Source organism: Candidatus Edwardsbacteria bacterium (assembly GCA_031082425.1).
Taxonomy (GTDB): domain Bacteria; phylum Edwardsbacteria; class AC1; order AC1; family EtOH8; genus UBA2226.
Genome location: JAVHLB010000011.1, coordinates 22,878 through 36,019 on the forward strand (window position 1 = coordinate 22,878; position 13,142 = coordinate 36,019).

At 57.4% G+C, this 13,142-nt stretch carries 10 protein-coding genes, 1 tRNA gene and 1 pseudogene; 11 read left to right on the forward strand and 1 reads right to left on the reverse strand.

The window, feature by feature from the left end:
* Positions 1-45 precede the first annotated feature (45 nt).
* Positions 46-420 (reverse strand): helix-turn-helix transcriptional regulator, encoded by a 375-nt coding sequence (locus RDU76_10350; GenBank protein MDQ7799323.1) that lies wholly within the window; start codon positions 418-420, stop codon positions 46-48.
* Positions 421-429: 9 nt separating this feature from the next.
* On the opposite strand from RDU76_10350, the gene RDU76_10355 reads away from it, so the two are divergent.
* The 11 genes and pseudogenes from RDU76_10355 to RDU76_10405 all read left to right on the forward strand — a co-directional run bounded on the left by RDU76_10355 (position 430) and on the right by RDU76_10405 (position 13,104).
* Positions 430-1,548, forward strand: coding sequence for a family 10 glycosylhydrolase (locus RDU76_10355; GenBank protein MDQ7799324.1), 1,119 nt, complete (start codon positions 430-432; stop codon positions 1,546-1,548).
* Positions 1,549-1,638: 90 nt separating this feature from the next.
* Positions 1,639-2,295, forward strand: a complete 657-nt coding sequence (locus RDU76_10360; GenBank protein MDQ7799325.1) for a DUF4159 domain-containing protein — start codon at positions 1,639-1,641, stop codon at positions 2,293-2,295.
* Between the two features lie 17 nt (positions 2,296-2,312).
* Positions 2,313-5,582 carry a DUF4175 family protein gene (locus tag RDU76_10365; GenBank protein MDQ7799326.1) on the forward strand — a complete coding sequence of 1,090 codons (3,270 nt, stop codon included), beginning with the start codon at positions 2,313-2,315 and terminating at the stop codon, positions 5,580-5,582.
* Positions 5,579-7,114: a tetratricopeptide repeat protein gene (locus RDU76_10370; GenBank protein ID MDQ7799327.1), complete on the forward strand. Its 1,536-nt coding sequence runs from the start codon at positions 5,579-5,581 to the stop codon at positions 7,112-7,114. Before RDU76_10365 ends, RDU76_10370 begins: the two co-directional genes overlap by 4 nt.
* A 36-nt stretch (positions 7,115-7,150) precedes the next feature.
* On the forward strand, positions 7,151-7,750 hold the full coding sequence (gene clpP, locus RDU76_10375; protein ID MDQ7799328.1) for an ATP-dependent Clp endopeptidase proteolytic subunit ClpP: 600 nt from the start codon (positions 7,151-7,153) through the stop codon (positions 7,748-7,750).
* A 128-nt stretch (positions 7,751-7,878) separates the two neighbouring features.
* Positions 7,879-7,954, forward strand: a tRNA-Phe gene (locus RDU76_10380).
* A gap of 45 nt (positions 7,955-7,999) precedes the next feature.
* Positions 8,000-8,263: a GIY-YIG nuclease family protein gene (locus tag RDU76_10385; protein MDQ7799329.1), complete on the forward strand. Its 264-nt coding sequence runs from the start codon at positions 8,000-8,002 to the stop codon at positions 8,261-8,263.
* A 479-nt stretch (positions 8,264-8,742) separates the two neighbouring features.
* On the forward strand, positions 8,743-10,062 hold the full coding sequence (locus tag RDU76_10390; protein ID MDQ7799330.1) for a hypothetical protein: 1,320 nt from the start codon (positions 8,743-8,745) through the stop codon (positions 10,060-10,062).
* Between the two features lie 42 nt (positions 10,063-10,104).
* Positions 10,105-10,833: a ComF family protein gene (locus RDU76_10395; GenBank protein MDQ7799331.1), complete on the forward strand. Its 729-nt coding sequence runs from the start codon at positions 10,105-10,107 to the stop codon at positions 10,831-10,833.
* 186 nt (positions 10,834-11,019) lie between these two features.
* Positions 11,020-12,675 (forward strand): annotated as a pseudogene (locus RDU76_10400) (diphosphate--fructose-6-phosphate 1-phosphotransferase).
* Positions 12,649-13,104 carry a cyclic nucleotide-binding domain-containing protein gene (locus tag RDU76_10405; GenBank protein ID MDQ7799332.1) on the forward strand — a complete coding sequence of 152 codons (456 nt, stop codon included), beginning with the start codon at positions 12,649-12,651 and terminating at the stop codon, positions 13,102-13,104. Before RDU76_10400 ends, RDU76_10405 begins: the two are co-directional and overlap by 27 nt.
* Positions 13,105-13,142 lie beyond the last annotated feature (38 nt).

The window sequence follows — 13,142 nt, forward strand, 5'->3', positions numbered from 1 at the left end:
TGTGGTGTGGTTATTTAGGCCCGGCTGTTAGCCGGGCTTTTACTTTTAACGGCCTGCCTGTTTTAACTGGCCTACTCTGAGCTTTTCCTTTTCCAGAAAGGTGTCTAATAGCTGGACGATCTGCTTGCGCTCCTTGGCAGGCAGCTTCTCCAACTGGCTTAAACGGCGGTAAAGCCTGTTGTCACGGGTTTTAGGCGTACGTTCAGTCTTTTCCATTCCCAAAAATTGATCGGCAGTAACGCCCAGAGCTTTGGCTAACACCGGCAATAGGTGTGTCGGCGGCCGCTGGCTATTTTTTTCATAGTAGGCGATCACCCGTTGGGAGATGCCGGTCTCGGCCTGCAGGTCCCGCTGGGAATACCCGGCTTCCCGGCGCAGGGTGATTTTCACCTTGCGCCTTTTTGTTTTTTCGGGTATCATTAACCCTGAATGAGTAAAACAATATTCCATAGGTCGCTTATATCCGGCCTTTTCCTGCTGCTACTGTCGGCCCCGGCCCTGGCCCAGGTCAAGGGCATGTGGGTGGTGCGCTATTCGCTGACCTCGCCCCAGAACGTCAAGAAGATAGTGGCCCAGGCCCATCAGGCCGGGGTCAACCACCTGTTCGTGCAGTTCTACGCCCGGGGCGAGGCCTACTACGACTCCAAGCTGGCGCCCACCGCCGACTGCGTGACCAAAAATTTCGACCCGCTGGCCCTGATGGTCAAGGAATGCAAGGCCAGGGGGATCAAGATCCACGCCTGGATCAATGTCTATTTCGTCTGGTCCTCGGACCGCAGGCCCCGGGACGGGCGCCACGCCTACTACAAGGACGACGGTTGGTTTGCCGCCGACCCCCAGGGCCGGAGTTTAAAGGATTATTCACAAAAGGAACTGGGTCAGAGAAATCTCGAAGGCGTCTACCTTTCGCCCTCCAGCCCGGAGGTGAAGACCTACCTGCGGGAGCTGGTAAGGGAGATCCTTTTCAAATACGACGTGGACGGCATTCACCTGGACTATGTCCGATACGGCAGCATCAACTATTCCTACGACCTCTCCAGCCGCACCAGCTTCTACAATCAATATAAGGTGGATCCCTTCGCCCTGCTGGACGGGAACCGGGCACTGGAGCCGTATTGGGCCACCTGGCAGCAGTGGCGGATGTACCAGATATCCGACCTGGTGGCCCAGCTGAAGTTCGACATCCTCAAGTTCAACCCCTGGGTTCAGCTGTCGGCGGCGGTAAAGCCGGACCCCGACGAGGCCCGGCTGTCGTTCGGCCAGGACTGGCCGGCCTGGCTGGAGAACCGCTGGGCCGATTTCGTGGTGCTGATGGATTATTCGGCCAACACCGAGACCGTGGTGCGACTGGCCCGAAAGGCCGCGGCCTACAAGGGGCAGGGGCAGGTCTACGTGGGTCTGGGCGCCTGGCGGGACAGCATGGACGGGCTGATGGAGAAGATCCGGGCGCTGCGTAAGTCCGGGATCAACGATATCGTGCTGTTCTCCTACGACGGGCTGGCCCAGCGCAAGATAAGCTTCGAGATGCTGAAACACCGGGGGTTCTGACCTTTATTTAAGTTGACCGCCTGCCGTCATAAACGGCAGGCTTTTTATTTATGTCTTGCATTTATTCAACCCTGAGAGTAAAATTACATTATGAAAAGAATCTTTGCGATCATAGCTCTGATTGCCGTCTTTGCCGGCATTAACGCCTGTCTGGCCGGGGGGATAGACATTGCCCGGCTCAAATACGGCGGGGGCGGGGATTGGTACAACGATCCCGACGAGGAGACCAATTTGCTGAAGGAATATTCCGCCCGCACCGGGCAGGAGGTGGATCCCGAAAAATACAATATTTCGGCCGACGACGACCAGCTGTTCTCGCACCCCTTTCTGTTCATCACCGGGCACGGCGGGATAAAATTCACCGAGCGGGAGGTCAAACGGCTCCGGCGATACATCGAATCCGGGGGCTTCATCTATGCCGACGACGATTACGGCATGGACACCACCTTTCGCCGGGAGATGAAAAGGGTCCTGCCGGAATGTTCCTTGCAGGAACTGCCCTTCACCCATCCCATCTATAACTGCTATTACGACTTCAGCGGCGGGCTGCCCAATATCCACGAGCACGAAAAGGGCCGGCCGGTGGGCTACGGCGTATATTCCCAGGAGCGGCTGGTGCTGTTCTACAGCTTCAATACCAATATCTCCGACGGCTGGACCAACGCCCATAACGACCCGCCGGAGGTGCGGGAGCAGGCCATCAGGATGGGGATAAACATCCTGTGGTATGCCGTTACCAATCCATAATAAATGGTTGATTAAAAATGGATTTTAATCAGGAAAATAAATCATTCAGATCACTGCTGACGAATTTTCACCGCCGTAAGAAAGCAACAGATATTGCCAACGTCCTGATCAAGGTAATTTATCTTGCTATGGGCTGGCTGTTGCTGCTGCATCTGGCCGACTGGATCCTTGTCCTGCCATCATCGGTCAGACTTATTTTATCATTTGCCACTGTGCTGGCCTTGCCGATTCTGGCGATATATCTCCTGTACTTAGGGCTCCGCCCGGTGGATCACCGGAAGATATCTTACAAAATAGAAAAAGCCATCCCGGCCCTTAAACAGGAGATCTCCACTGCGGTTCAGTTCGGACTGGAGCCGGAGAGTCGGGAAAACTATTCGGCTCAGTTGATAGACGACCTCATTGAAAGGGCAGGGGAGAGGCTGAAAGGGATCCAGGGCGGGGGTATATTCCCCGTCAGGGCTTTGCCTTTCGGCAAGCCTGCGGTATATATTTTAATATCGCTGGCGCTCATCAGTCTGATCAAACCGGCGGAGCTTGGCATCAGCCTGGAGCGATTTATTCATCCCGATGGGGTCATTGGCAATTGGGAGGGGATCGAAATAAACCCCGGAGATGCCCGGGTGGCCAGGGGAAGCGAAATTATGGTCGACGTCGCCAATCCGGGTCGAACATCGGGCAGGGTGGAGTGGCGGGGAGCCTCCAACGGCTCGGCTCCCATGACCATCACCAATGGTAAGCTGGAGGCCGGGATAAAAGCGATCGACTCTTCACTTGCCTACCGCATAGTGCTGGGGCGCCGGCAGAGCCGGTTTTACCGGATAGACTGCTACACTCCGCTGTTGCTGTCGGACATCAGGATCAAGATAACACCCCCCAGATACACCGGCTTTCAGGTCCGGCAGACGGAGAACCAGGGGGATATCACCGCCATCAGGGGTTCCCGGGTGGATATAAGTGCCGTTTCCACCTTGCCGCTGGAGGAGGCCGGGCTGACCTTTGACCGGAGCGGACAGAAGGATGTGGCGATAACCGAGGGCCGGCAGTTGTCGGCAAGCTTTTATGTCGGCAAAGGCGAAAATTACCGCCTGTGGGGCCGCACCGCCCAGGGCGACACCTTTGTCAACCCGGCGGAATATAGAATAACCTGCCTGGAGGATGAGCCGCCGGTGATCGAGATCACCTCCCCGGAGGGCGAGATCCTGCTGGGCGAGAACATGAAGGTGTCATTAACGGGTTTGGCCGGCGATGATCTCGGCCTTTCGGCCGTAAGGCTGGGCTATCTCAGCCGCGATCGGGAACAACACCAGGATATCAGCCGCTGGCAGAAATGCCCGGTGGAGGCCGCGGTGGAATATGTCTGGGATGTCGGGCGGCTGGACGTCCTGCCGGGCGATTCGGTGGCCTACTGGCTGGAGGCCCTGGACAACGATGCGGTATCCGGGGCCAAGATGGGACGCAGCCGGGTCCAGATTATCCGGGTCCCCACCATCGAGGACATCTACCGGTCGCTGGCTCAAACTGATTCTGCCGTAATGGAAGAGATCGGACAGACCGAGAAATCCCGCAGCCAATTGAACCAGGAGATCGACAAACTGGCCCAGAGCCTGAAGGAGGCCAGGAAGATCGACTGGCAGCAGCAGGCGGCGGCCGAACAGGTGCTGGAAAGACAGCAGGAGCTGGCGGATCAGCTGGAGAAGGCCATGGAACAGGCGGCCCAAGATCTGGCCCAGCGGGAGAACAAGTGGAGCTTCGACCAGGAGACCATGGAGAAGCTGGCCCAGCTGAGGGAGCTGTTCGACCAGGTGGCCACCGATAAAATGCGGCAGGACATGGAACGGCTGAGGCAGGCCCTGGACAAGCTGGACAAGCAGGAGGTCAGCCGGGCCTTGGACAACCTCAAACTATCCCAGGAGGACTTCAAGCGCCAGCTCGACCAGACCCTGGAGCTTTTGAAGGAGCTGCAGCAGGAACGGCAGATGGAGAAGCTGGACCGCCAGCTGCAGGATCTGACCCAACGGCAGAAGGACCTGAAGGAGAAAACCGAAGGCCGTCCGAACGACAACCTCAACCAAAGGCTGTCGGCCGAACAGAAAGGACTGGCGGAGGACCTCAAGAAGATCTCCGGCGAGATGCAGGAGCTGGCCAGGGAGCTCAGGGAGCCCAACCGGGAGGCCTCGCAGAAGCTGAGCGAAAGCGCCGATCGCCTGCAGCAGAAGCAGACCGGGCGAAAAATGGAGAAAGCCTCTCAATCGCTGTCCCGGAATGAAAATTCACAGGCGGCCGACCTGCAGAAACAGGTGCTGTCGGAGCTCTCGATGATCTCTGCCGGGATGCAGAGCGCCCGCAGCAGCATGCGGCAGGCCAAAAGTAAGGCGGCGGCCCAGGCCGTCCGGCAAAGGGTCCGGGACCTGCTGGACCTTTCCCGCCAGCAGGAAAGCCTGAACCAGAGCGGAACCGATGCGGCGGCCGACCGGAACGATCTGGCCAACCAGCAGCAGATAATCCGGCGTCAGGCCGAACGAATCAGGCAGGAGCTGGACAACATGGCCCGGAACAACCTGCTGCTTTCGCCCCGCTCCCAGCAGATGATGCAGGAGGCCTCCAGACAGATGGACCAGGCCGCCCAGGCCCATTCGGAGGGACGCGGGGACCAGGCCCAAAAGGGCGGCCAGAAGGCCCTGGCCGCCCTCAACGGGGCCGCCATCAGCCTGATGGAATCATCCAGCGGCCAGGGCGGCGGCTCCGGCGACATGATGCAGGACCTGGCCGGTCTCTCCGGCCAGCAGCAATCGATAAATGACGGCACCAGCTCGATGCTGCCCCTGCCCCAGGAGGGCGGGGGACAGCTTTCCCAGCAGGCCCGCAGCCAGATGTCCCGGATGGCAGCCAGGCAGGAGGCGGTCCGCCAGGGCATGGAGGAGTTCAACCAAAAATACGGCGGCCGGCGGGACAAGACCGGGAGAATGGACGACCTGGTGGAGGAGATGAAACAGGTGATAGAGGACCTCAAGAAACAACAGGTCAGCCGCCAGACCATCGAGAGGCAGGAGAGGATACTGACCCGGATGCTGGACGCCCAGCAGTCCCTTAAGGAGAGGGATTTCTCCAAGCAGCGCCGGTCGGAAAGCGGCCGCCGGCCGGTGGACAGTTATCGCCCGCCCAGGACGGATAAAGGGAAATGGACCCCGCAGGGCCTGCCGGCCTGGAAGAACTGGCGGCAGGAATATTACCCCCTGGAATATAAGGAAATATTGGAGGAGTACTTCAGATCGCTGGGACAATGAAAATACAATTAAATCTGCTGATAGTGCCGGCGCTCTGCCTGGCCATCTTTGCGGCCCAGGGACAGAAGCCCCAACGCTTCGACCGATCAATTTGGCAGCAGGCGGTGGCCTGCCTGAGGGATGGCAAGCGGGAGGCGGCTTTGGAGCAATTCAAATTGTCGCTGGGCGACAAGCCCGACCAGGAAATGGTCCGGCAGGCCGGACGAATATTGCAGCAGGCGGAGGCCGCCAACCAGGCCGAGGCCCTCTATCTGTGGGGCCGGAAGGCTCGGAAAGAAAAGGAGCTTTTTGCTTACGAGCTGGGGGAGATCTACCAACAGCAGTTGAAATACCGGGAGGCAGTTAGGGAATTTGCTTGGACCATGAAACAACAGCCGGGGAGGGCTCTGGGAAAATTCGAGGAGCTCTCCCTGCAGACCGGATACAAGGCCATCGCCCTTCTGGCCGAGAACGAGGTGAATGCCGAAACTGACGACGGGAGATGGCTGCTGGGAGAGCTTTTCCGGAAATCCGGCGATCATCAAAGGGCCTGGCATTATTACAAGAAAATAAAGGAAGAAAAACGCCTGCGAATGGCGGTCGGCCAGCTGACGGCCCGGCCCGGCCAGGATGTTTCCTCGGTCATTTCGGTCATTGCCGAATATTTGGAGGGGCAGAGGTCCGACAGCATCTTTTGGGAGATGAAACTGTCCGGATTATATCTGGCCAAAGGCGATCATCAAAGGGCCGAAAATATGTTGACCTCATTATCCGGCAAAAAGGTACCCCAGGCCCAGCTGGAACTGGCCAGTCTCTGGCTGAGACACAGGAACGACCCCCGCCGGGCCCTGGCTCTGATAGACGATCAGAAAAAATACTGGCCCGATTCGCTGAAGATCGAGGGCGAATTCACCTTAGGCCTGTGCCTGATGGCTCAGGGCGATTGGGAGCAGGCCGGGTATAAATACGCCGGACTGGCTGAGGGGAAATACCCGCCCGGGGTAAAACAGCGGGCCTATTATATGCTGGGTGAGATAAAACTGGCCCAAAATCAAGCCGATGAGGCCCTGAAATATTACGGGCAGGCGGCCCGGGCCGAACCCGAAGGATCTTACGCCAATGATGCCCTGGCCAGGATACTATTGATTTCCCAGGCCAAAACTGATAAAATCCCTGATGTCGAGCTGCTGGGCCGGGCGATGGCCTTCAAATATCGGGACGATCAGGACCGGGCCGAAATGATTTTCGCCCAACTGGCCGATTCGGCTCCCGGCACCATGGCCGGAGACCTGGCCCTGACCGAGCTGGTGGAGATGGCCCTCTTCCGGGGCCGTTTCGAAAGGGCTCTTGAATCCTTGAAGAAACTGGCCGAAAGCACCTCCGACACGGTCACCGCGGCCAGCGCCTATCACCGGATGGGCCGGATATACTACCACCAGGTCAAGCAGAAAAAGGCGGCCCTGGAGTGCTGGCGGGCCGGGATCATGAAATATCCCAACACCTCGTGGGCCGAGATGATGCGCCAGGAGCTGGAATCCGGGCAGGTTCAATAGAAAAACAGATCAATCATAAAATATCAGGAGGCAACCATGAGTTTAGTACCGATAGTGATCGAGCAGAGCGGCAGGGGGGAGCGGGCCTACGACATATATTCCCGGCTGTTGAAGGAGCGGATAATCTTCATCGGGACCCCGCTGGACGATGTCGTTTCCAACCTGATCATAGCCCAGTTGCTGTTCCTGGAGGCCGACGACCCCGAGAAGGACATCTTTCTCTATATCAACTCTCCCGGCGGCGGGGTCTCCTCGGGGCTGGCCATCTACGACACCATCCAGTACATCAAGCCGGACGTGGTGACCATCTGCATGGGCATGGCCGCCTCCATGGGGGCCCTGCTGCTGTCCAGCGGTGCCAAGGGAAAGCGCTTCGCCCTGCCCAACGCCAGGGTGATGATCCACCAGCCGCTGGGCGGTGTTTCGGGCCAGGCGGCCGACATCGAGATCCACGCCAAGGAGATCCTGCTGATCCGGGAGCAGCTGAACCGGATCCTGGCCGATCATACCGGCCAGCCGGTGGACAAGATATCCAAGGACACCGACCGGAACTTCTGGATGTCCTCCGACGAGGCCCGGGAATACGGGATCATAGACGATATCATGAAGACCAGGAACCAGCTGCCCAAAAAGTAAAATTATTTGACTTTTCAATTATATATCTGATATAATTACTTTCTTTGAGGGATTCCAAGCCACGGTAGCTTCTGACGTGGAGCACCCCGATGAAATCGGGGGTGGCGGCAGTTTAAAACAATAGTTAAGCCACGGTAGCTCAGGTGGTAGAGCAGGGGACTGAAAATCCCCGTGTCGGCAGTTCAACTCTGTCCCGTGGCACCATAATAAAGCCGGGCGTTAAGCCCGGCTCCTTTTACAGGTGTTGTTGTGGAGAAATGGTTTGTCTATATCTTGCTAAGCATAAAAGACAGCAAATTTTATATCGGAAACACGTCCGATATTGAGAAACGCCTGGCCAAGCATAACGCCGGCGGGGTCGATGCCACAAAGCACAGAAGGCCTTTGGTGTTGGTTTATAAAGAAGAATTGCCGGATAAAATCACTGCCAGGATACGGGAAAGAAAATTAAAATCGCTTAAAAGCCACAAAGCTGTTCAAGCTCTTATAGAAAATGGTAGAGCACCCCGATGAAGTCGGGGGTGTCGGCAGTTCAACTCTGTCCCGTGGCACCATCTTAAGCCGGGAGTAACCTCCCGGCTTTCTTTTATGAGTCAGATTTTTATAGGTTGTGTTTTTGGCAGTTCCCAGCCGGCAGTAATGATATACTACAAAGCGACGGCTGATCCGCCGCCGGATGGCAGGACAGTGATGCGGCTGGCGGAAACTCTGTCCCGAGCCTGTCCGCCGTACCCCGCTGTTGGCGGGGGCAGGAGGATCAGCATCTTAAGCCGGGAGTAACCTCCCGGCTCTATTATTTTGGGTAATAAACGGCCTGTGTTGGCCTATAAAAAAACGCCAACAGGACAATATTTTACGCCACATCGCGACCCGTAAAATGTATAATTTTTTACCCTTTTAGATTGACAGAGCAGGCCCATAATAGTATAATTTTAAAGGTTAGGCAGACACTCTGTAATCTATAAAACAGCAATAATTTAAGGAGAAACAAAATGGCTAAAAGGATCTCGGCTCTCTTGGCGGTTTTAATGATTATTTCGGCATCTTTTGCCCTGGCCCAGACCGAGGAACCGGCCGACCAGACGGCTGCCACCGGCGGTTTTGCCGCCCAGATGATGGGCGGGCTGGGAGTGGTGATGATAGACGGCGACCTGTACTATCGGGTCCAGCTGGTTCCGGAGCTCTCGTTCTCCAAGATCGGCCTGGGACTGGATGTGGACCTGCTGTTCAACAACGACGGCATCCGCAAGGAGGACTGGACCCCCAAGAGCCGCTGGGTGCGTATCATCCGTTATGCCCGCTGGGGGCAGAAGCATGACGTATTTTATATCCGGCTGGGGGCGCTGGACGCCGCCACTTTGGGGCACGGCTCCATCATGTACCGTTACGGCAACCAGGTCAACGATGCCGACCGCAAGATAGGCATGGAACTGGACCTGGACTTCGGCAGGGCCGGGTTCGAAACGGTGGTGTCCAACTTCGGGCGGGCCGAGATCTACGGCGGCCGGGGCTACGTGCGGCCGCTTAAATCCACCGGGATACCGATCATCAAGAATTTCGAGGTAGGCGCGACGGTAGCCAGCGACCTGGACCCCGACCAGAGATCGGGGACTGACGACGGGGTAACGGTGTTCGGATTCGATCTGGGCCTGCCGATCATCAACACCAGCCTGCTTTATACCCAGCTGTATTACGACTTTGCCAAGATCAAGAGTTTCGGCTCCGGCAATGTGGTGGGCATCTCGGCCGATCTTAAATTTCCCGGTGATATCCTGGTATTGTCCTCCAAGCTGGAGCAGAGATTTTTGGGCCCCCGCTACCTGCCCCAGTATTTCGATCGTTTCTATGAGGTGGAGCGCTATCAGTTGTTCGACACCATTCCGGTCTGGAAAAGCTATGTGCTTAATTCCATGACAGAATCCCGCAACGGGACCTACGGCGAGCTGGCAGCCACCCTGGTGGGCAAGCTGACCATTCTGGGAAGCTACCAGGCCATTCACAAGGTGCCCTACAGCGGGATGCTGCATTTCGGCACCGACCTGTCGAAATTGATCCCCAACAACAAGATGGAGATCCGGGCGGCCTACGATCAGACCCATATAAATTCTGGCAAGGATCTGTTCACCAACAACGAGAACACCCTGGTGACGGTGGAGGGCGGCTACCAGGTGTATTCCCATGTGATGCTGTACCTGACCTACCTGAAGACCTACGAAAAGATCACCCAGGATGATGCCGGCAACACCATTCCGGCCTACTTTAAGTCGGTGGAGAAGTTCTCGCCCCGGCTGGCGGTCAAGTTCAGCTTTTAAATTCCGACCCAGCGGTCATCGTCTTCCATAAAGATGAATGCCATGTACCGGCATATAAGTTCTTTTTTCGGCAGCCTGGCGGATTTCGTCTTTCCTCCCTTTTGCAGTCACTGTCACCGGAGGACCTCGGAAGGGCTGGTGGGCGGGATCTGCCGGGGCTGCTGGTCCTTGGTCAAAAAATGGCAGGACGGGCAGTGCCAGCGCTGCGGCCAGCCGGTGGCTGAAGCCGGATCCCTATGCCGGCATTGTCTGATCCCCGAATGGTCCTGCAGCGATATCAAGACCATCGGGCCTTTCGAGGCCCCGCTGTCCGAGGCCGTTCATAGGCTCAAATATTCGGATGCCAAGAGCGTATCCCGCCGGCTGGGGGCCATGATGGCCGATATTGCTGCCAGCGAGGAAAAATATAAAAAGGCCGACATGGTTTTGGCGGTTCCCTTGCATAATGCCAGAAAAAGGGAGCGGGGCTACAACCAGGCACAATTGCTGGCCGACCAACTGGGCAAGGTTCTTAAGATTCCGGCTCATCACGACATAATTTTCAGGGCCCGGCACACCAGATCCCAGACCACCCTGAACAAGGAGGAAAGACTCCGCAATGTCGAGGGAATATTCAAAGTGAAATCTCCGGAGAAGATAAGAGACAAGACCATCATTCTGATTGATGATGTATTGACCACCGGGGCCACCATCGGCTCCTGTGGTCAATCTCTTATGAAGGCCGGCGCCAAGCGGATACTGGCCATGACCGCGGCCGCCGCCCCGCTGTGACGACCTCACCCTACCCTCTCCTAATGCATTAGGAGAGGGGCAGGGGAGAGGTCAGATAACGCAAAGGGTTCATTATGTAATTCCCGTGCCGACGGGAATCCAGGCGGATAATAAACGCCCGATTTCGGTTGACATGCCCGTAAGGTAGTGCTAAACTAAAATTTGACAGTTGATAAGGGGTCAGCAATGAAAGAAATATCCATCCTGCAGAAACACCGCTCAAATTACCAGCCCAAACTGCCTCCGGTTTTCATCCAGAAAGAGACATCGGTCAAAGTGCGGGAGGGGGAGCAGGCGGAGCCGCAGTCCGACCAGAAAGCCGTCAACGAAAGATTTCCCAGGACCTACGGGCTTCCCTTACTGACCTTTGAGACCACCGGGAAGGCCGAACTTCCGGCCGTCAATGTGGGGGTGGTGCTTTCCGGCGGGCAGGCCCCCGGCGGGCACAATGTCATCGCCGGGCTGTTCGATGCCCTGAAGCAATTCAACCAGCAGAGCCAGCTCTACGGCTTTCTGGAGGGCCCCGGCGGGCTGATAGATAATAAGCAGCTGCTGCTGACCGAAGAGATCATAGACCAGTACCGCAACACCGGGGGGTTCGATATCATCGGCTCGGGACGCACCAAACTGGAGAAGCAGGCGCAGTTCGACCAGGCGGCCGCCACCTGCCGCTCGGCCGGGATCGGGGCCATAGTGATCATCGGCGGCGACGACTCCAACACCAACGCCGCCATGCTGGCGGAGTATTTTCTGCAGAAGGACATCGATATAAAGGTGGTCGGCTGCCCCAAGACCATCGACGGCGACCTGAAGAATAAGCAGGTCGAGATCTCCTTCGGATTCGACACCGCCACCAAGGTCTACTGCGAACTGCTGGGCAACATCCAGCGGGACGACCAGTCGGCCAAGAAATACTGGCACTTCATCCGGGTGATGGGCCGGGCGGCCTCGCATATCGCCCTGGAATGCGCCCTGCAATGCCATCCCAACATCACCATCATCTCCGAGGAGGTGGCCGAGCAGGGCCAGCGGCTTAAGGAGATTGTGGAATACATCGCCGGGGTGGTCCGGGACCGCTCCCGGAACGGCATGGATTACGGGGTGGTGGTGATCCCCGAGGGGCTGATAGAATTCATCCCGGAGATCAAAAAGCTGATCGCCGAGCTCAACGACCTGATGGCCGAGCACAAGGATTATTTCAACGTCCTGACCACCCCGGAGGACAAGCACCAGTTCATCAACAAGAACCTGACCGCCCAGTCGGCCCAGGCTTTCGCTTCGATCCCCCAGGAGATCCAGTGGCAATTATTGGAGGATCGCGACCCCCACGGCAACGTCCAGGTGTCCCGGATCGAGACCGAGAAACTGCTGATCGACATGGTGGGAGACCTGCTGCGGGAATGGAGGGCCGAGGGAAAATTCTCCGGCAAATTCAGCCCCCAGAACCATTTCTTCGGCTACGAGGGGCGGTGCGCCGCGCCCTCCAATTTCGACGCCGACTACAGCTACAGCCTGGGCTATGCCGCGGCGGCCCTGGCGACCTGCGGCAAGACCGGCTATATGGCCCAGATCGCCAATCTGGCCGAGCCTCCGGGCAACTGGGTGGCGGGCGGCATTCCCCTGACCATGATGATGAACCTGGAGCGGCGGCAGGGCAGGGATGTTCCGGTGATCAGGAAGGCCCTGGTGAACCTGAACGGCGGACCGTTCAGGGAATTCGCCCGGCAGCGGGATGGCTGGGCCAAGGGCAACGACTACATCTATCCCGGGCCGATCCAGTATTTCGGGCCGGCCGAGGTCTGCGACCGCAGTACCATGACCCTGGCGCTGGAGCAGGGCGAGGACATTCTGAATATCCTGCAGGGCCTGGATGTCCTGCGGGACTCCGATGTCTTTTCAGGGCTGGGGCCGGAGGCCATCATCCGTCTGTTAAGCCTGGTGCAAAGGCTGTACATCAAGCCCGGGCAGATGGTCATCCGGCGGGGCGAACTGGGGCAGTGCTTCTACATCGTGATGGACGGCGAGCTGGAGGTGATGGGCAAGGACGACAAGACCCCGGTGGCCACCCTCAGGAAGGGCGATCCCTTCGGGGAGATCGCCCTGCTGACCGACGTGCCCCGGACCGCCAACGTGGTGGCCAAAACCGACGGCAGCGTGCTGTTTTTGGACTCCTACAGCTTCAAGGATTTTCTGGCCGAATTCGGCAATCTGGGGGACAAACTGGAGAAGCTGGGGGCGGAGAGACTGAAGGAGTTAAAAGAGAAAGAGTAAAAGCCACAAAAGTTTTAAAGTTGAAAAGGATAAAGAGG

Excerpts from the sequence above, each read along its gene's own strand:
- RDU76_10350 (MDQ7799323.1), bottom strand. The coding sequence starts at position 420 with ATGATACCCGAAAAAACAAAAAGGCGCAAGGTGAAAATCACCCTGCGC.
- RDU76_10355 (MDQ7799324.1), top strand. The coding sequence starts at position 430 with ATGAGTAAAACAATATTCCATAGGTCGCTTATATCCGGCCTTTTCCTG.
- RDU76_10360 (MDQ7799325.1), top strand. The coding sequence starts at position 1,639 with ATGAAAAGAATCTTTGCGATCATAGCTCTGATTGCCGTCTTTGCCGGC.
- RDU76_10365 (MDQ7799326.1), top strand. The coding sequence starts at position 2,313 with ATGGATTTTAATCAGGAAAATAAATCATTCAGATCACTGCTGACGAAT.
- RDU76_10370 (MDQ7799327.1), top strand. The coding sequence starts at position 5,579 with ATGAAAATACAATTAAATCTGCTGATAGTGCCGGCGCTCTGCCTGGCC.
- clpP (MDQ7799328.1), top strand. The coding sequence starts at position 7,151 with ATGAGTTTAGTACCGATAGTGATCGAGCAGAGCGGCAGGGGGGAGCGG.
- RDU76_10390 (MDQ7799330.1), top strand. The coding sequence starts at position 8,743 with ATGGCTAAAAGGATCTCGGCTCTCTTGGCGGTTTTAATGATTATTTCG.
- RDU76_10395 (MDQ7799331.1), top strand. The coding sequence starts at position 10,105 with ATGTACCGGCATATAAGTTCTTTTTTCGGCAGCCTGGCGGATTTCGTC.
- RDU76_10405 (MDQ7799332.1), top strand. The coding sequence starts at position 12,649 with ATGACCCTGGCGCTGGAGCAGGGCGAGGACATTCTGAATATCCTGCAG.